A 17,683-nucleotide genomic window follows, 5' to 3' on the forward strand; every position below is an offset into this window, starting at 1 on the left:
AGAGTGTGTGATACGTTATCGTTCGATTTCGCCGGCGAGAACGGGCGCGACGGACACCTCGCTCACGTCGCGTTCGATGGTGTCGGTACCGACGACGCGCTCGATACCGGCGCGCGCGAGTTTCGTGCGGGCGTTGCGGGCGAGAAGCGGGTGGACGGTCGCACAGAAGACGCGCTTCGCGCCGCCGTCGGCGAGGACGCCGACCGCCTCGCTCATGGTCGACCCGGTGGCGATGATGTCGTCGGTGATGACCACGTCGCGGCCCTCGAAGTCGGCGTCGCTCGGCGTGATGTCCACGTCGGTCCCGGAGTGGCGCACCTTCTCGAAGTAGTCGGTCTCGCCCTCGCCGTAGGCGTCGCGGACGGTCTCCGCGATGTCGATGGCTCCCGAGTCGGGCGACAGAAACAGCGGGGCGTCGAGTTCGGGGAGCGGCTCCGCGAGTCGCCCGGCGGCGTCGACGATGTCGACGGGCACGTCGAAGAAGTCGGCGACGGCGTCCTCGTGGGGGTTGACGAGCACGACGCGGTCGGTCGTCGTGCTGACGGCGCGGGCGACCGCGCGGGCCGAAATCGGGTGGCCGGCCTCGAACGCCTTGTCCTGTCGGGCGTAGCCCATGTACGGGATGACCGTCGTGACCGCCGATGCGCCGGCCTCGCGGACGGCGTCTTGCAGTTGGAGCAGTTCGACGTAGGCGTCGTTGCTGGCGGTGCTGGCGACGATGGTGGCGGCGTCGGCGTCGAAACCGGGGACCGCGGCCAGCGTCTCGCCGTCGGGGAAGCGGTCGTACTCGACGGCCGCGAGCGACTCGCCGAGTTCGTCGGCGAGCGCGGCCGCGAGTGCCTGCGAGGATGCGCCGGGTACGAGCATACCCGTTCGTCTCTCGTGGGGGGTAAAACCGCTTTTCGTTGCGTTCAGCCGCGTCGCGTGTCAGCGAACCGCGACGCCGACCGTCTCTAACCCGAGCACCTGCGTCCGCCAGTCGCCCCCGGTCAGCCGAACGCAGAAGCTCCCCGCGTCGGTGACGGCGTAGGCGGCCCGCGCGTCGTGGGCGAGCGCGACGACCGACTCGTCCAGCGGAATCGGCGCGGCCTCCCACGCGCCCGACTCCTCGTCGCGCGCGACGACGCCGTCCGGGCCGACCGCGTGGGCGCGGCCGTCCGGCATCGACGCGACCGCCGAAAACGCCCCGTCGAGCGCGTCCATCCAGCCGTTGCCGAGCGCGTACAGTCCCGAGTCGGTCGCGGCGAGCGGGGTTCCCGAGTCGCCGCCGAGGCGGCCCGCGGGGTCGGACACGTCGGTCACGTCGTTCAAGCCGACGTGCGAGAGGCCGCCGTCACCGATTCGGTAGACGCCGTCGTCGGCCGCGACGAGGCTCCCGTCGAGGGCGCGGACCGCCCCGACCGCGCCGAGGTCGGTCCACCCGGACTCGTCGAAGCGGGCGACCCGACCCGAGTCGTCGGCGGCGACGACGCGATTGCGGTGGAAGCCGACGGCCGCCGCGGGGCCGAAGTCGAGTTCGTGGTAGTCGTCGCCCTGCACGAGCAGCACGTCCTCGTCGGTGGCGACGACGACTTCTCCGGGCGACCCGGCGGCGTCCAGCGCGGTACACCGGCGGTCGATGCGGAAGCCCCCGACGAGGTCGTCGGAGACGTCGACGGTCACGACCCCGACGCCGGCGGCGACGTACGCCGTCTGCTTGCCGGACTTGTCCGCGTACACCCGCTTTTCGTCGATAGAGAGGTCGAAATCAGCCATCCGTTGGCCCGAGGTTCACGGCGGGGTTCGGAAAGGATTGTGGTCGTTCCCGCGGCGCGGCGACGGGCCGAACGGGCGCGCGAGTGAGCCGTGTGCTTACAGAAACTCCCGCACGTCGGAGTACCACATGTCGTGGTGGTCGAGTTCGTCGAGGGCCTCGGCCACGTCGACCGCGAGGACGTGCCAACAGCGCTCGCCCTCGTCGGGGTCGAGGTTGTACTGGGAGTCCTTGCAGGTACAGCCCCGGTCTTCGACCACGTACTCGTCGTCGTAGCCGACGACCACGTCGAAGTCGCGGTAGCGCTTCACCCGCCGCTCGGAGACGGCCTCGATGGCCGTGACGCCCCGGTCGCCGTGGGCGTCGACGATGGCCTGCACGATTTGCGGCGAGAGTCGCCCGGTCTCCGCGAGCGCCGCTCGCCAGTCGTCGGCCGAATCCACGCTCCCGAGTTCGTCGGTGGCGGTGAAAACGCATTCGATGCCGCGGGGTGGACCGACCGCCGCAATCGCGTCGTACAACCGCATCGCACAATCGCACCGCACAATCGCATCGCAACCGGTTTCCGCTCGCGCGGGCGACTGCGGGTATGCACGTGAGCGAGGGAGGCGTCGAAATCGAGGTTCCCGACGCCCGCGACGGGGCGTCAGCGGGGACCGGCGACGATGTCTTCTACAACCCCACACAGGAGTTGAACCGGGACATCACCGCGGCCGTCCTCCGCGCCTTCCGCGAGCGCGAACCCCGCGCCGAGAGCTACCTCGACGCGATGGCCGCCTCGGGCATCCGGGGCGTCCGCGCCGCCGCCGAGGGCTACGACGTGACCTGCGCCGACCTCGACGCCGACGCCGTCGAACTCGCCCAGTCGAACCTCGACCGCGCCGGCAACGGCGGCGAGGCGGTCCACCGCAACGCCAACGCCCTCATGTACGACGAGGTCTTCGACGTGGTCGACCTCGACCCCTTCGGCACGCCGATGCCCTTCGCCGACCCCACGTTCGCCAACACCCGCGACCTCGTCTGCGTCACCGCCACCGACACCGCCCCGCTGTGCGGCGCACACCAGAAAAGCGGCATCCGAAAGTACGGCTGTCTCCCGCAGAACACCGACTACCACCCCGAGATGGGGCTTCGAACCCTCCTCGGCGCGATGGTCCGCACCGCCGCCCGCTACGACAAGGCGGCCGTCCCGATTCTCTCGCACGCGACGCGTCACTACGCGCGGGCGTATCTCGAACTCGACGAGCGGGCGACGAAGGCCGACGAACTCCTCGAATCGACCGGCTTCGTCTACCACTGCGAGGACTGCCTCCACCGCGAGGCCGAGCGCTCGCTGGTCGCCCACCCGCCCGAGGCGTGCGCTAACTGCGACTCGACCCGGATTCTCGAAGCCGGCCCCATCTGGCTCGGTCCCGTCTCCGAACCGGCGTTCGCCGGGGCCGTCCGCGACGAGGTGACAGAGGACTTCGGCACCGCGAAACGCGCCCGAAAGCTCCTCGACACGCTCGCGGTCGAACTCGACACGCCGACCCACTTCGACCAGCACCGCCTCTGTAAGCTCTGGGGCCGGTCGGCCTCGAAGATGGAGACGTTCCTCGAAACCCTCCGCGACGCCGGCTACGACGCCACCCCCGCCCACTACCACGGCACCGCGTTCAAGACCGACGCGACGGTCGCTGAGATACGCGAGGTGACCGCCGCGCTCGACCCCGAGGCCTGAGAACGACCCCGCGTAACCGACCTACGGCGTCACTTCGGCGGGTAGCTTCTTTGCCTCCCGTGTCGTTTCGGTGATACGTGAGCGCCAACATCCGAACCGCCGTTCCCGTCGCGCGGGCGGTCGTCGACACGATTCGGGAGAAGGAAATCTCGTTTCTCGCGGCCAGCATCTCGTACTACGCGCTCGTCTCGCTGATTCCGCTTCTCGTCCTCGGCGTCGTCGTCGCCACCGCCGTCGGCGGCGCGGCGTTGCAGGCACAACTCCAGACGCTCGTCGAACAGTACCTCGTTCCGACGGGCCAGGGCCTCGTCGAGGAGGCGCTTTCCGACCGAACCGGGCAGGGAAGCGTCGGGGCGGTGGGCCTCGGGCTGACGGTGTGGGGCGCGCTGAAGCTCTTTCGCGGCCTCGACATCGCCTTCTCGCGCATCTACGGCTCGGAGGCGGGCGGCCTCCTCGACCAGCTCCGCGACGGCGCAATCGCCCTCGCCAGCATCGGCGTCGGCACCATCGGCGTCGCGGTGCTGACCGCGCTGCTCGGCCTCCTTGACGTGCCGTTTCTCCAACTGCTCTCGCCGCTTTTGCTGTTGCTCACGCTCTGTGCGGCGTTCTTCCCGCTGTACTACGTCTTCCCCGACGCCGACCTCTCGCCGCGACAGGTCGTGCCGGGGACCGTCTTCGCGGCCGTCGGCTGGACCCTCCTCGGGGTCGGCTTCGGCATCTACGCGTCGGTGGCCGGCGCGTCGGTCGCGGGCGCGCTCGGGACGCTCCTGTTGCTCGTGACGTGGTTTTACTTCTCGGGGCTCATCCTGATTTCCGGCGCGGTCGTCAACGCGGTCCTCGCGGGGGTCGGGGGCGACGCGTCGCCCGCAGAACCGCGTGACCCGCCGGGGGGACCGCGCGGAGTGGACCGGCAGGTACAACATACGGGAGGCCGACATGACGCTCGTACGGATATGAGCGACGACCGAGGTGACACCGATGGGCCGCGGACGGAGGACGCCGACGACGCGGAGACCGGCGCGTCCGTCTCCCCGCGCGGCGCTCCCGACATCGAGGAGCTGGAATCGCAGGTCGAGGAACTTCGGGCCGACCTCGACGCGTTCGAGGACGACGTGACCGACCGGACGGTCGAAAAGCCCAAGCTCGAAGCCGAGTTGAAGCGCTACGTCCGCCGCCGGATGCGCCGCGGCAAGGCCCGCGGGTGGGGTCCCTACCTCGTGCTCGGCTACGGCGTCGTCCTCACGCTCGGCGCGTTTCACTACCTCCAGTCGGACCTCATCGCGGTCGTCGCCATGCTCATCATCTTCCTATCGACGCTCGGACTCTACGTCCTATTCGTCATCTTCGGCATCGGCCTGAGCGCCCTCGGCGTCCCCGGGCGCGCCATCGACGCGGTCCGCAAACGCCGCGGCTGAGATGTTCCGGTCCGCGCTTTCGCTTCAGACCCGCGGGTTCGGGGAGTTGGTGCTCGCGGACGCCCCGGACGCGCTCGTCTTCCTGTTCGGTCTCGTCACCCAACTCGGAGACCAGTGGTTCTTCTTCGTCGCGTTCACCTCGCTGTACTGGCTCTGTCGGCCCCGAATCACGGCGCGCCCGCGGCGAACCGCGGCCTCCTTCGTCGGCCTCGCGCTCGGGTCGCTGGCGCTCGTCACCGCGCTGAAAGTCGGATTCGCCCTGCCGCGACCGCCGACCGCGGCCGTCGCCGCCGCGCCCGCGTGGCCGTCGCCGCTTTCGGACCTGTTCGTCTCGTTCACGACGGACGACGGCTTCGGGTTCCCGAGCGGCCACGCCCTCGGGACGACCGTCGTCTACGGGGCCGCGGTCTCGCTTCTCGACGTGTGGGACCGTCGCCGCCGGCTCGTCGCCGCGGCGGTCGTCGTCGGCATCGTCTCGCTCTCGCGGGTCTTCCTCGGCGTCCACTACGGTGTCGACATCGTCGTCGGCGTCCTCCTTGGCCTCGGCTTCCTGAAGGCGGTGTCCGTGGTCGCCGCCGCGGACGACCCCGACGCGACCGGCCATCTCGACCCGGCGCGCCTGTTCGCCATCGCGGCCGGCCTCAGCGTCCTCGCGCTCGCGGTGGTGTTCGCCACGGGTCTCTCCGGGCACACCGAAAACGCCGCGGCGGCGCTCGGCGGGTCGCTCGGCGGTCTCTTCGGCTGGACGCGACTCGCCGGCCACGAGTCGCTCCCGACGCTGTCGCCGCCGGTCGCGCTCGTCGCGTTCCTCGGCGCGGGCGGCCTCTGGGTCGGCGTCGACGTTGCCGACGCCTCGGTTCCGGTGACGGTGCTCGTCACCGCGGCGGTGGTCGCGTTCATCCTCGTCGCGCCGCGGATACAGGGCCGACTCGGGCTCGGAAACGGAGCGACCCGGCGCGCCGACTGAGAGCCTGTTTCGGTGTGTTGCTCAGGTTCTAGGTAGTGTTGTCTCTGGTTTCTCGCCGACTGCGATACCGGTGGCTGTCGCTCTCCGGCGAGCGGGCGCGAAAGAAAAATCGGTGTTGGGCGTGCGCGACGCTTAGAACGTCTCGAGGTACCGGTCGAGCTCCCACTGGGAGACGTCGACGAGGTAGTCCTTGAACTCGGAGCGCTTGGCTTCGACGAACTTCTCGAAGACGTGGTCGCCCAGGGCCTCCTGGATGACTTCGTCCTCTTCGAGGGCGTCGACGGCGCCGCCGAGGTCCTTCGGGAGCGTCTCGATGCCGTACTCTTCGCGCTTTGCCTCGTCGAACTCGTAGATGTTCTCGCGGACCGGGTCGGGGCAGTCGAGGCCCTTCTCGACGCCGTCGAGACCGGCGTGGATGAGCGCGGCGAACGCGAGGTACGGGTTACAGGACGGGTCGGGGAAGCGGGCCTCGATGCGCGAGGCGGCCGGCGTGCGGGCGGCCGGCTTGCGGATGAGCGCCGAGCGGTTGCGGTCGGACCACGCGATGTAGACCGGCGCTTCGTAGCCGGGGACGAGGCGCTTGTAGGAGTTGACCGTCGGGTCAGCGACCGCCGTGATGGCGGGCGCGTGGTCGAGGATGCCCGCGACGAAGCTCTTGGCCGTGTCGCTCAGGTCGAACTCGTCGTCGCCGTCGTGGAACGCGTTCTCGCCGTCCTTGAACAGCGAGATGTGCGTGTGCATGCCGGAGCCGTTGATGCGCGGGATTGGCTTGGGCATGAACGTCGCGTGGAGGTCGTGTTCGGCCGCGATGGCGCGGACGACGGACCGGAACGTTGCGACGTTGTCGGCCGTCGAGAGGGCGTCGTCGTACGTGAAGTTAATCTCGTGCTGACCCTCGGCGACCTCGTGGTGCGAGGCTTCGATGTCGAAGCCCATGCTTTCGAGGCCGTAGATGATGTCGCGGCGCACGTCGGACGCGAGGTCCTTCGGGGCGAGGTCGAAGTAGCCGCCGGCGTCGTTCGTGACGGTCGTCGCGCGGCCGTCTTCGTCTTCTTCGAACAGGAAGAACTCCGGTTCGGGAGCGACGTTCACGTCATAGCCGAGTTCCTCGGCGCGCTCGATAGCGCGCTTGAGGACGCCACGCGGGTCGCCGCTGAAGGGCTCGCCGGTGGACGTGTTGAACACGTCACAGATGAGACGGCCGGCGGCGCTGTTTTCCTTCTTCCGCCACGGGAGGACGGCGAACGTCGACGGGTCGGGTTCGAGGCGCATGTCGGACTCCTGGATGCGCACGAAGCCGTCGATGGAGGAACCGTCGAAGTAGATGCCCTCGGTGAACGCCTTCTCGGCCTGCGAAGCCGGGATGGAGACGTTCTTCACCGTTCCGAGAATGTCGGTGAACTGGAGTCGGAGGAAGTCGACGTTCTTCTCTTCGATTTCGTCGATGACTGCCTGTGCCTCGTCGCTCAGGCCGCCGTCGGTGAGTGCGTTGTCTTCCGTCATTTTCCTGAACACGCGATTCGAACACCCGCACTATAAAGACATTTCCGCTTAATGCAATTCCCCGCACCTCGCCACAGAATTGGATATTCGTAAAATTCTAATGCCCCCGGACGGTCTTTGGATGTAATGACGTACGAAAACCTCGACGCGAAGCTCATCAATGCGCTCCTCGGCGACGGTCGAGCGAGTCTGCGAAGCCTCGCCGAAGAGCTCGACGTGTCGGTGACGACCGTCTCGAACCACCTGCGAGACCTCGAAGACGAAGGCGTCATCGAGGGCTACACGCCGCGGGTGAACTACGACGCGCTCGGCTACGACGTGACCGCGGTCATCCAACTCAAAGTCGAGGGCTCCGCGCTCCCCGAGATTACAGAGCGCCTCCGCGCCGAAAAGCAGATGATTTCGGTGTACGAGGTCACCGGCGACTACGACATCATCGCCATCGGCAAGTTCCGCGACACCGACGGCATGAACACGCAGATCAAGAAACTGCTCACCGACGCGGACATCCGCGAGTCCAACACCTCGGTCGTGCTCAACGCCGTCACCGAAAACGAGCAGTTCGACCTCGACCTCGAAGAGTAACGCCGTCAGACGATTCGCGTTTTTACGTCGCGCATCTCCGACTTGCAGTAGGGACACCGATATCGCGTGTCGAAGCCGTCGGGCGTCGTCTTCGTCGTCGTCTCTATCTCGTGGACCGCCACGTCGCGTCCACACTCCCGGCACTGAACCGCTGGCATCGGTTCGTGTTCGTCGACTGGGCGGAATAAATCTACTGGCGTGTGTGTATAGTTATCATCAAATTGTCTGTATCCGGACGGGAACCGCTTCGACTGGAGAATCTACGGTTTTCGGTCGATACGCTCCGTCCGAACCCCGCGTTTCCGGGTCGATTTCGGCGGCCGTTCGAAGGCTACTGTTTCGACTGGAAAACCCGATGACGTGGCGCGATTCCTCGGTGGATAAACTGGAGACGAAATGTTGCGAGTTTTCGCTGCCCGGCGGAGCCGGCGGTCCGGTCAGAACCCGTCTTCGAAGACGAACGTGCCGTCTCGCTGGACGACCTCGCCGTCGACCTCGATGACCGAGTCCTCGGACATATCGACGATCATGTCGACGTGCTCGGCGCTCTCGTTGAGTTCGTTGTCCGCGCCGACCGTCTCGGGGTACGCCGAGCCGACGGCCATGTGGACGGTGTCGCCCATCTTCTCGTCGAACAGCATGTTGTAGGTGAACTGGTCGATGCCGCGGTTCATGCCGATGCCGAGTTCGCCGAGATAGCGCGCGCCCTCGTCGGTGTCGAACACGCCGTCTAAGACCTCCTCGTTGCCCTCGGCGGAGTAGTCGACGACCTCGCCGTCCTCGAAGCGGACGCGGACGCCGGAGACCTCGCGGCCCTGCCGGTACAGCGGCAGGTCGAAGTGGACCTCGCCGTTCACGGAGTCCCTCACGGGCGCGGTGAACACCTCGCCGCCGGGGAGGTTGTGTTCGGCCGTGTCGTTGATGGCGGTGTTGCCGGCGATGCTCATCGTCACGTCGGTCTCGTCGCCCGACGTGATGCGGACCTCGTCGCCGTCGTTGAGGATGTCGACCAACTGCTGTTGGAGTTCGCCCTGCGCGTCCCAGTCGAGGGTGACGGCGTCGTAGACGAAGTTCTCGTAGGCTTCGGTGCTCATGCCCGCGAGCTGGGCGCTCCCCTTCGCGGGGTACTGGGTGAGACACCAGCGCTTCGAGAGCATCTCGCCCTGCACGGGTTTGTAGGCGCGCTTGTACGCGGCGTTCGTCTCCGGCGGCACGTCGCTCTGTTCGGTCGCGTTCGTCTCGCCGCGGACGCGGATGATGACGTCGGTCTCCTCGTAAAGCGCCAGCACGTGCTCGGGCGTCTCGTAGTCGTCGTCGCCGGCGCGGAGGAACGCGCGGGTGAACCGCGGGTTCGCGTCCATCGCGACGACGTTCGCGCCGCGGTCGCCGAGCAGTTCGTGGATGGCCGTGACGAGGTCCTCGGCCACCGAGGGCGCGGAGACGACGACGTTGTCGCCGGCCTCGACGCTCGTGGAGTGGTCGACGATGGTTCGTGCGTGCTCGCGGATGCGCGGGTCCATACCGCGTCGTGTGTGCCCCCGGGGCAAACACCTTTCGAAGCGCAAATATTGCGGCCGCGGCCGAGAACGCCCCGCGGACCACCGATTATTTCTCCGTCGGCGCGGTCTCTCCGCGCATGATTGACCTCCGAAGCGACACCGTCACGCTCCCGTCAGACGAGATGCGCGAGGCCGCCCGCGACGCCGCCGTCGGTGACGACGTGTACGGCGACGACCCGACCGTGAACGAACTCGAAGCGCGCGCCGCCGAACTCGTCGGCAAGGAGGCCGCGCTGTTCGTGCCGTCGGGGACGATGGGCAACCAAATCGCCGCCCGCGTCCACGCCGACCCCGGGCAAGAGGCGCTCGTGGACGAGAAGGCGCACGTCTACGAGTGGGAGGTCGGCGGCTTCGCCCAACTGTCGGGCTTGCAGGTCCGCGCCTACGACGCCGGCGAGCGCGCCGCGCCGACGCCCGCGCAGGTCCGCGACCACGCCCGCGAGGAGTCGCTTCACGTCGCCGGCACGGGCGTCCTGTGTCTCGAAAACACCCACAACGCCCGCGGCGGCGTCGCGGTTCCGAAGGCCGATATCGACGCCGCGGCCGACGCCGCCCGCGACCTCGGGATTCCCGTCCACCTCGACGGCGCGCGCCTGTTCAACGCCTGCGTCGCCCTCGACGAGGACCCGACGGCGATGGTCGAGCGCGTCGACACGGTGATGTGCTGTCTCTCGAAGGGCCTCGGCGCGCCCGTCGGCTCGATGCTCGCCGGTCCCGAGGCGTTCATCGAGGAGGCCGTCCGCGTCAGAAAGCAGTTCGGCGGCGGTATGCGTCAGGCCGGGCTCATCGCCGCGCCGGGGCTCGTCGCGCTCGACAACGTCGACCGCCTCGCGGACGACCACGCGAACGCGACGGTCCTCGCCGAGGGTCTCGACGCCGTTTCCGGACTGTCGGTGCCGACGCCCGACACGAACATCGTCGTCGTCGACTCCGAAGGTGCCGGGCTGACGGCCGAGGAGTTTGTCGAACTGTGCGACGATGTTGGCGTCCTCGGCGGCACGTTCGGCCAGTACCACACCCGCTTTACGACGAATCTGAACGTCTCGCGTGCGGACGTGGAGCGCGCGGTCGACCTCGTCGCCGACGCGGTCGAATCGCGGTAGGTCGGGGGAAGCCGCCGCGAGTCGCGGTCGGCCGGTGGCGGCCCACTCGGTTCGTTCGGATTACAACTCGGGTTCGATGTAGACGAAGTGCACCCGGTCGTCGGCCGCCTTGAGTTCGTCCTCGATTTCGGTGATGTGGTCGTCCAGTTCCTCGGTGTCGAGTTCGGGGTCGAAGCTCACGTCGAGGGCGACGAGCAGCTTCTCGGGGCCGACGTAGCTCGCGCGGAAGTGGTCGATGTGGACGACTCGCGGGTCGTTTTTGACGATGTCGCGGAGCGCCTGTTCTTCGTCCACGGGGACGCTCTCACCGATGAGCAGGCGTTTGTTCTCCCACGCGAGCGCGATGGCGAAGCCCATGAGCAGTATCCCGATGAGGAGCGCCGCGCCGGCGTCGAACAGCTCGTTGCCCGTGAGCTCGGTGAGGCCGATGCCGGCGAGCGCGAGCACCGCGCCGACGAGGGCGACGGTGTCCTCCGTGAACGCCGTGAGCGTCGTCACGTCGCTCGTCTCTCGGAAGGCCTCGACGAGGCCGCTCCACTCGTATTCTTCTATCTGCCGGCGGAGTTCCGCGTTCGCCTTCAGGAAGGCGTAGCTCTCGAAGGCAATCGCCCCGAGGAGGATGGCGACGTTGACCAACACGGGCTCGATTTCGAATCCGAGCAGGACGAGCGCCTCGCCGCCCCCGCCGTGGCCGGGGTGCATCAGGGCGTCGTAGCCGTGTTTGGCCGACTCCCAGCCGGCGATGCCGAACAGCATCACGGAGACGAGAAACGAGTAGAAGAACTGCGACTTCCCGTGGCCGAAGGGGTGCGACTGCGTCTCGCCGCGCTTGCTGTCGCGGATGCCGATGAGGAGAAACACCTGGTTGCCGGTGTCGGAGATGGAGTGATACGTTTCGGAGAGCATGGAGGGACTCCCGGTCGCGAGATAGCCGAGGAACTTGAGGACCGCAATCACCCCGTTCGCGAAGAGCGCGGCGACGACGACGGACGTACTGCCTGCCATGTCGTGGGCCACTCCCCCCGACCGGATAGAGCTACCGACGGCGAATCGAGAGACGGACCATCCTCGACGGGCCGACGGGCGGACCGACGCCGCAGTCGGTAGGTTTCAATCCCTCCGGTCCCTAGCCCGCGCATGCTCGTCGTCGTCTCCGACACCCACAGCACGGACGGTCATCGCCTGACCGACAGAACCCTCGACGCGGTCCGCGAGGCCGACCTCGTCGTCCACGCGGGCGACTTCATGCGCGAGTCCGTCCTCGACGCGTTCGTCGACGAGGCCGACAGCTTCCTCGCGGTGTACGGCAACAACGACGGCTCCGAGATTCGCGACCGGATTCCCGCGGCGCGGAACGTCATCTACGGCGGCGTCGAGTTCGCGGTGACGCACACCCGCCGCGGCGGGAACACCGCGCTGTCGATGTTCGGCCGCGAGCGCGGGGCCGACGCGGTCGTCTTCGGGCACAGCCACCGGCCGGGTTTCCACGGCACCGGGCCGATTCCGCTCCTCAACCCGGGGAGCCACGCCCAACCGCGGGGCAACCGCAAGGCGCACGCGGAACTGGAGGAACTGCCGGACGGCGGCCTCCGCGGGCGACTCGTCACGGTCGACGGCGAGACGTTCGAGACGTTCCGTATCGTCCCCGACGAATAGGGGAGGTCCGGTGGAGGGCCGGAAGAAGCAGCGGGAACAGACCGGAGCGGGTCTGTTGGGGGGCAGTCCGAGGCCGCGCGAGACGACGGGGAGAGGGGCAGGGGGCACGGATGGCAGCCCCGTCGTCGTCGGGGGCCACGCGCGACCTCGCACTCACTCCTACGGGTGACGGTATCAAATACGCACCGTAAGCTCAAACAGCCGTTTTAGTCACGCAGCACGCCCACCGCGACCCACGCGAGAAGCACGGTCAGCCCGCCGAGGAAGAACAGCGTCCCCGGCGATAGCGTCCCGATGGTCTCGGCGAGTCCGCCCGACCCGGACGTGACCCGCGCCGCGGTCTCCGTGGCCGTCTGCGCGGCCGTCGTGTCCGGAACCGGCGTCTGCGTCGGCGTCGCGGTCACGGTCTCCGTCGCGGTCTGCGCGGCTTCCGTCACGGTCGGCGTCGACTCGACCGCGGTTCGGGTCGCTTCCGCGGTCTGCGTCGTCGAATCCGCGGTCGTGGTCGCCTCGGCGATGCTGAACCCACCGCCGCCGTCGGTCGTCGCCGTCTCTGTGGCCGTCCTCGTCGGGGTCGATGCCGTCTCGGCGGTCGCGGGAGTGGCGTTCGCCGAATCGGCTGTCCGGGTCGCGTTGAGGTCGGCTCCCGAGCCGCCGCTCTGGCCGGCACCGGAGTCGCCCGCGCCGCCGGTCGAGCCTCCGAGACCGAACGGAAGCATCGACCCGGCACGGGCGAGCCGGTTCACGACGGCCGCGCCGATGCCGAGGACGCCGACGCCGCCGATGAGGCGCGTGAGCGCGCCCTTCAGACCCTTCGTCTCGTCTTCGCGCCCGGCGACGACGACGAGCGCCCGGTCAGCGGGCGTGTAGACGTTCATCTCGCGGCCCTTCTCGGAGTACCTCGTGTCCGCGACTTCGATGAGGCCCGCTTCCGAGAGGTTGCCGAGGTGGTACTGGACGTTCTGGAGGGACGTGTCGATTTCGGCGGCGAGGTCGGAGGGCGTCGCCGGCGACTCGTGGAGCGACGCGAGGACCGTCCGGGCGGTCGACGAGGAGATTGCGCCGAGGAGGTCGTCCGCCTCGTCGCTGTCGAGGCCGATGACCTTGGGGTCTCGGTCGTCCCGGTCGTCGTCCGGGTCGCCCGGGCTGGAGGGGATGAGGTCGGCCATCGAATCGGCGTTACTCACCGCTTCCCATGAGTGTTCGTATTCTTTCACGACACGTCGCCGAAATTGCTATACCTCGTGCCCGCCGAACCCACCCACATGACCGACCCTTTGGTCGTAGACGGCCTCGTCGACTTTCTCGCGGGGAATCCCGTGTTCGTCGGGTTGCTCGCCGCGTTATTGCTTTTCGTCTTCTTCGGCTATCTCCTCGTCCGGCGGACGCTCCTCGGGCTGAGTGAGGGCTACGACGAGGCGCGCCGCCGCTGACATGGACCGGACAACTGCCGACGACCGCCGAGGTGTCGCCCCGTGGTAGCCGCCGGAACGCTCGCAACGTTCGTCGTCGCCGCCCTCGCCAGCCTGTTCATGGCGTGGGCCATCGGCGCGGGGTCGTCGGGGTCGACGCCGTTCGCGCCCGCCGTCGGAGCCAACGCCATCTCGGTGATGCGCGCGGGCTTCATCGTCGGCCTGCTCGGCTTCGCCGGAGCGTTTCTGCAAGGTGCGAACGTCACCAACGCGGTCGGGACGGAACTCATCGGCGGCGTCACGCTGACCGCGGGGGCCGCGGTCGTCGCGCTCCTCACCGCGGCGGTGCTCGTCGCAATCGGCGTCTTCGCCGGCTACCCCATCGCGACCGCCTTCACCGTCACCGGCGCGGTCGTCGGCGTCGGCCTCGCCATGGGCGGCGACCCCGCGTGGTCGAAGTACCAACAAATCGTCTCGCTGTGGGTGCTCACGCCCTTCGTCGGCGGCGGCGCGTCGTACGCGACCGCCCGGCTCCTCCGCGCCGACGGCGTCTCCGAGCGGTGGACCGTCCCCGCGCTCGCCGGCCTCGTCGGTCTGCTCGTCGCCAACATGGAGTTCGCGGGACTCGGCGGCGCGTCGGGGTCGGCCTCGGTCGCCCGGGCCGCCGCGGTCGAACTGACCGGTCTCGGCGGCCTCGGCGAGACGGGCTGGTTCGTCGCCGCCTCGCTTCTCGTCGCGCTCGCCGCCGCCGCCGTGGTCGGCCGCTGGGTGACGACCGACAAGACTCGCGGCCAGCGGCGCTTCCTGCTCGTTCTCGGCGGCCTCGTCGCCTTCTCTGCCGGCGGCAGTCAGGTCGGCCTCGCCATCGGGCCGCTCGTTCCCCTCCTCGACGTGGTCGCGGTCCCGCTCCCGGCGCTCCTCGTCGGCGGCGGACTGGGCCTCCTCGCGGGGTCGTGGACCGGCGCGCCGCGCATGATTAAGGCGCTCGCGCAGGACTACTCCTCGCTCGGGCCGCGGCGCTCCATCGCGGCGATGATTCCCTCGTTCGCCATCGCCCAGACCGCCGTCGCGCTCGGCGTCCCCGTCTCCTTTAACGAGATTATCGTCAGCGCCATCATCGGTTCGGGCTACGCCGCCGGCGGCTCGGGGGTCTCCGGGCGGAAGATGCTTTACACCGTTCTCGCGTGGATTGGCTCGCTCGCCCTCGCGCTCGGACTGGGCTACGGCGTCTTTACGCTCGCGTCGAGCGTACTCGGCGTGTGAACGTCCGTGCGCTCCGCGTCGCGCTTACCACCCTCGTGTCCGCGCTCTGGGCCGCCTTCGGCGTCTACCACGTCGCGATGGCGGTCGTGACCGGCATCTCGCTCCGCGGGTTCGCCTTCGGGACCGTCGGCCTCGGCGCGTTCGCGCTGGCGATTCGCTTCCGCGGACGGGCGCGACGGCTCGGTGACGGCACCGCCGACGCGACCGGACTGGTGGTTCTCGCGCTGGCGTCGCTGGTGCTCGTGGTGCTGTCGGTTACGCTCCTCGAATAACTCGCGGTCGGAAAACGGGTTCGACCGGGTGTCGGCGGTGGCGACTCCGTCGCGTCGTCAGGTCAGGTCAGGTGTCGGGTTCGACTTCCGCTTCCTCGTCGCCGCCGTTCTCCTCGTCGTCGCCGTCGCCGTTGCCGTCGGCGGCTTCGATGCCCGCGTTGGTCCGGATGCGGGCTTTCATGATGCGCGTGTTGTCGACCTGCTCGATGCGGATGACGATGTCGTTGTAGCTGATCTCCTCGCCCTCCTCGACGAGGCGGCCGGCGCGGTTGAAGATGAAGCCGGCGAGCGTCTCGAACTCCTCGCCCTCGGGGAGTTCGATGTCGAGCATCTCGTTGACCTCGTCGATGTTGACCTCGCCGCGGACGAGGTAGGTGTTCTCGTCGACCGACTCGAACGGCTCTTCCTCGTCGCCTTCGAGGATGTCGCCGACGATTTCCTCGACCATGTCTTCGAGGGTGATGAGCCCCTCGGTGGTCCCGAACTCGTCGATGACGACGACCATCTGCATCCGGGTGTCCTGCATCTCGGCCATCAGTTCGTCGACGTTCTTCGACTCGGGGACGTGGAGCGTCGGCGAGACGATGTCGGCGATGCCGACGCCGCGTTCGCCGTAGTACTTCTCGCGGACGAGGTTTCGGATGTTGACGATGCCGATGATGTTGTCGAGGTTCCCGTCGTAGACGGGGACGCGCTCGTGGTCGGCCTGCACGCACGTCTCGATGGCCTCGTCGATGGTCGCGTCCTTCGGGACGGCGGTCATGTCGAGGCGGGGCGTCATGACCTCCTTGGCGATAGTCGAGTTGAAGCGGAAGATGCGGTCGAGCATCTCGCGTTCTTCCTCCTCGATGACGCCCTCGCGCTCGCCCGTCTCGATGAGGTTCTGAATCTCGTCGCGGGTGACGTACGTCGTCTCGATGGCGGTCTGCCCGCCGGTGACGCGGTTGACGAGCCGCGTCAGGTGGTCGAACAGGACGACGAGCGGGAGCAACAGTAGCTCGGCGTACTTCAGGGGGCGTGCGATACGGAGCGACCACGATTCCGTGTTCTCGACGGCGTATGACTTCGGTGCGCTCTCACCGAACAGGAGGACGAGCGTGGTGATACCGAACGTCGAGATGAGGACCGACTCGCCCGCGCCGAAGTCGAGGACGGCGAGGAGCCCGGTCGCCAGCGACGACATCGCGATGTTGACGATGTTGTTTCCGACGAGGATGGTCACGAGCAGGCGGTGCGGGTCGTCTTTGAGCGACTTGACCCGCTCCGCGCCCGGAATCCCCTCTTCGACCATCGAGTCGACGCGGTGCTTCGCGAGCGAGAACATCGCGATCTCGGACGAGGAGAAGAACGCCGAGAGACCGACGAGAACGATAATCGCAGCCACGCCGAGGACTGTGATCGTCGTGTCGTCCAGCGGAATATTCGAGACCTGTGCGGCCGCGAGTGTCGAGGCTGGTGGTAACTGTGTCGGCGGCAAACCCATGTAACTACACTGTCTTGCGCGGGACCGGAATTAAGAGTTGCCCTCGACACTGCCTCGGCCGGCGCGTCGTTCGTTCTCCCCGGTCCGGCCGTCGAACCGATGTTGCGGCGCGGATGCCCGCGAGCGAAGGGCTTAGGCGACGCTCTGCTCAACACCCGCCCATGGCAGACGAGCAACCGGCGATTACGCTGTACCGACTGCAAGCGTGCCCGTTCTGCGAGCGGGTCGTCCGCACGCTCGACGAACAGGGTCTCGCCTACCAGTCGCGGTTCGTCGAGCCGATGCACTCCGACCGGAACGTCGTCAAGCGCGTCTCGGGCAAGCGCTCGGTCCCGGCCATCGTCGACGACAACACCGGCGTCACGATGTCCGAGTCGGCGAACATCGTCGACTACCTCGAACACACCTACGGGGAGGGAGCTTGATGCCGGAGTTCGACGTCGTCTCCCTGCCCGACCACGACGCCCCGTCCGTGGGCGACACCGCCCCGGACTTCACCCGCCCGCTCGTCAACGCGGAGTTCTGGGAGGACGCCGCCCTCTCGGACCTCACCGACGACGGGCCAGTCCTCCTCGTGTTTCACACGATGGCGGGCGCGTTCCCCGCGACGTACGTCTGGAACGAACTCCGCGACCGCGGCGTCCCAGACGAGGTACAGACGGTCGGCGTCTCCATCTCGTCGCCGTACGAGCACAAGTCGTTCCTCGCGGAGCGCGGCGTGGACGCCCGCCTGTTTTCGGACCCCGCGGCCGGCGTCGCCGCCGACTACGACCTCGAACACGACCTCGACGGCATGGCCGGCGTCACCGAACACCGCCCCGCCGTGTTCCTCCTCGACGAGGAGCGGACGGTCCAGTACCGCTGGGTCGCCGCGGAGTGGCCGGACTTCCCGGACTACGAGGGCATCGCCGACGCCCTCGACGACCTGTAAGCCGCTTCCCGACGCTCGCCGCGTCGACCGCATTCGCCCGCGCGGAATCGCCGTTTCGTCA

The 17,683-nt window shown here is 68.2% G+C and carries 20 protein-coding genes; 11 read left to right on the top strand and 9 right to left on the bottom strand.

The window, feature by feature from the left end; translation table 11 throughout:
* Positions 1-15: 15 nt before the first annotated feature.
* From prs to HVO_RS05850, 3 genes are all read right to left on the bottom strand, one after another.
* Positions 16-867, bottom strand: coding sequence for a ribose-phosphate diphosphokinase (gene prs / locus HVO_RS05840; protein WP_004045347.1), 852 nt, complete (start codon positions 865-867; stop codon positions 16-18).
* Between the two features lie 60 nt (positions 868-927).
* Positions 928-1,755 carry an HVO_0234 family beta-propeller protein gene (locus HVO_RS05845; protein ID WP_004045348.1) on the bottom strand — a complete coding sequence of 276 codons (828 nt, stop codon included), beginning with the start codon at positions 1,753-1,755 and terminating at the stop codon, positions 928-930.
* A gap of 96 nt (positions 1,756-1,851) precedes the next feature.
* Positions 1,852-2,196: an SWIM zinc finger family protein gene (locus tag HVO_RS05850; RefSeq protein WP_004065483.1), complete on the bottom strand. Its 345-nt coding sequence runs from the start codon at positions 2,194-2,196 to the stop codon at positions 1,852-1,854.
* 146 nt (positions 2,197-2,342) lie between these two features.
* Here HVO_RS05850 and HVO_RS05855 point away from each other — a divergent pair, with 146 nt between their 5' ends.
* The 3 genes from HVO_RS05855 to HVO_RS05865 all read left to right on the top strand — a co-directional run bounded on the left by HVO_RS05855 (position 2,343) and on the right by HVO_RS05865 (position 5,855).
* Positions 2,343-3,473, top strand: a complete 1,131-nt coding sequence (locus tag HVO_RS05855) for a tRNA (guanine(26)-N(2))-dimethyltransferase (RefSeq protein ID WP_004045350.1) — start codon at positions 2,343-2,345, stop codon at positions 3,471-3,473.
* 77 nt (positions 3,474-3,550) lie between these two features.
* Entirely contained in the window at positions 3,551-4,888 is a 1,338-nt protein-coding gene (locus HVO_RS05860) for a YihY/virulence factor BrkB family protein (RefSeq protein WP_004045351.1), read from the top strand.
* A gap of 1 nt (position 4,889) precedes the next feature.
* A complete protein-coding gene (locus HVO_RS05865) occupies positions 4,890-5,855 on the top strand; it encodes a phosphatase PAP2 family protein (protein ID WP_013035308.1) in 966 nt (321 codons plus the stop codon).
* A gap of 132 nt (positions 5,856-5,987) precedes the next feature.
* Here HVO_RS05865 and glnA read toward each other — a convergent pair whose 3' ends face one another.
* Positions 5,988-7,358: a type I glutamate--ammonia ligase gene (glnA, locus tag HVO_RS05870; protein ID WP_004045354.1), complete on the bottom strand. Its 1,371-nt coding sequence runs from the start codon at positions 7,356-7,358 to the stop codon at positions 5,988-5,990.
* 126 nt (positions 7,359-7,484) lie between these two features.
* Between glnA and lrp the strand changes: the two genes are divergently transcribed.
* Positions 7,485-7,943 (top strand): HTH-type transcriptional regulator Lrp, encoded by a 459-nt coding sequence (lrp, locus tag HVO_RS05875; protein WP_004045355.1) that lies wholly within the window; start codon positions 7,485-7,487, stop codon positions 7,941-7,943.
* A 5-nt stretch (positions 7,944-7,948) separates the two neighbouring features.
* On the opposite strand, the gene HVO_RS20810 is transcribed toward lrp, so the two are convergent.
* Together HVO_RS20810 and HVO_RS05880 are read right to left on the bottom strand one after the other, a co-directional pair.
* Positions 7,949-8,101, bottom strand: coding sequence for a hypothetical protein (locus HVO_RS20810; RefSeq protein ID WP_004045356.1), 153 nt, complete (start codon positions 8,099-8,101; stop codon positions 7,949-7,951).
* Between the two features lie 279 nt (positions 8,102-8,380).
* Complete coding sequence (locus HVO_RS05880; RefSeq protein WP_004045357.1) at positions 8,381-9,463, bottom strand: aminopeptidase; 1,083 nt, start codon at positions 9,461-9,463, stop codon at positions 8,381-8,383.
* 116 nt (positions 9,464-9,579) lie between these two features.
* On the opposite strand from HVO_RS05880, the gene HVO_RS05885 reads away from it, so the two are divergent.
* Entirely contained in the window at positions 9,580-10,605 is a 1,026-nt protein-coding gene (locus HVO_RS05885; protein ID WP_004045358.1) for a threonine aldolase family protein, read from the top strand.
* Positions 10,606-10,665: 60 nt separating this feature from the next.
* On the opposite strand, the gene HVO_RS05890 is transcribed toward HVO_RS05885, so the two are convergent.
* A complete protein-coding gene (locus tag HVO_RS05890) occupies positions 10,666-11,610 on the bottom strand; it encodes a cation diffusion facilitator family transporter (RefSeq protein WP_013035473.1) in 945 nt (314 codons plus the stop codon).
* Between the two features lie 132 nt (positions 11,611-11,742).
* On the opposite strand from HVO_RS05890, the gene HVO_RS05895 reads away from it, so the two are divergent.
* Positions 11,743-12,261 carry a metallophosphoesterase gene (locus HVO_RS05895; RefSeq protein ID WP_004045360.1) on the top strand — a complete coding sequence of 173 codons (519 nt, stop codon included), beginning with the start codon at positions 11,743-11,745 and terminating at the stop codon, positions 12,259-12,261.
* Positions 12,262-12,467: 206 nt separating this feature from the next.
* Here HVO_RS05895 and HVO_RS05900 read toward each other — a convergent pair whose 3' ends face one another.
* Positions 12,468-13,430, bottom strand: a complete 963-nt coding sequence (locus HVO_RS05900; protein ID WP_013035407.1) for an ArsR/SmtB family transcription factor — start codon at positions 13,428-13,430, stop codon at positions 12,468-12,470.
* A 96-nt stretch (positions 13,431-13,526) separates the two neighbouring features.
* On the opposite strand from HVO_RS05900, the gene HVO_RS20815 reads away from it, so the two are divergent.
* The 3 genes from HVO_RS20815 to HVO_RS05910 are packed head-to-tail and all read left to right on the top strand — an operon-like array spanning position 13,527 to position 15,208.
* The gene (locus tag HVO_RS20815) at positions 13,527-13,694 is read left to right on the top strand and encodes a DUF7859 family protein (RefSeq protein ID WP_006600765.1); all 168 of its coding nucleotides are present in this window, start codon (positions 13,527-13,529) and stop codon (positions 13,692-13,694) included.
* Positions 13,695-13,736: 42 nt separating this feature from the next.
* Entirely contained in the window at positions 13,737-14,936 is a 1,200-nt protein-coding gene (locus tag HVO_RS05905) for an inorganic phosphate transporter (RefSeq protein ID WP_004045364.1), read from the top strand.
* Positions 14,933-15,208, top strand: coding sequence for a hypothetical protein (locus HVO_RS05910; protein ID WP_004045365.1), 276 nt, complete (start codon positions 14,933-14,935; stop codon positions 15,206-15,208). Before HVO_RS05905 ends, HVO_RS05910 begins: the two co-directional genes overlap by 4 nt.
* A gap of 67 nt (positions 15,209-15,275) precedes the next feature.
* Here HVO_RS05910 and HVO_RS05915 read toward each other — a convergent pair whose 3' ends face one another.
* Positions 15,276-16,691: a hemolysin family protein gene (locus HVO_RS05915; RefSeq protein WP_013035472.1), complete on the bottom strand. Its 1,416-nt coding sequence runs from the start codon at positions 16,689-16,691 to the stop codon at positions 15,276-15,278.
* Between the two features lie 161 nt (positions 16,692-16,852).
* On the opposite strand from HVO_RS05915, the gene HVO_RS05920 reads away from it, so the two are divergent.
* Both HVO_RS05920 and HVO_RS05925 read left to right on the top strand, forming a co-directional pair.
* Positions 16,853-17,116 (top strand): glutaredoxin family protein, encoded by a 264-nt coding sequence (locus tag HVO_RS05920; RefSeq protein ID WP_004045367.1) that lies wholly within the window; start codon positions 16,853-16,855, stop codon positions 17,114-17,116.
* Entirely contained in the window at positions 17,116-17,622 is a 507-nt protein-coding gene (locus HVO_RS05925) for a redoxin domain-containing protein (protein ID WP_004045368.1), read from the top strand. The genes HVO_RS05920 and HVO_RS05925 overlap by 1 nt, the downstream gene beginning before the upstream one ends.
* Positions 17,623-17,683: the final 61 nt, after the last annotated feature.

It is taken from the genome of Haloferax volcanii DS2, assembly GCF_000025685.1.
GTDB classification, from domain to species: domain Archaea; phylum Halobacteriota; class Halobacteria; order Halobacteriales; family Haloferacaceae; genus Haloferax; species Haloferax volcanii.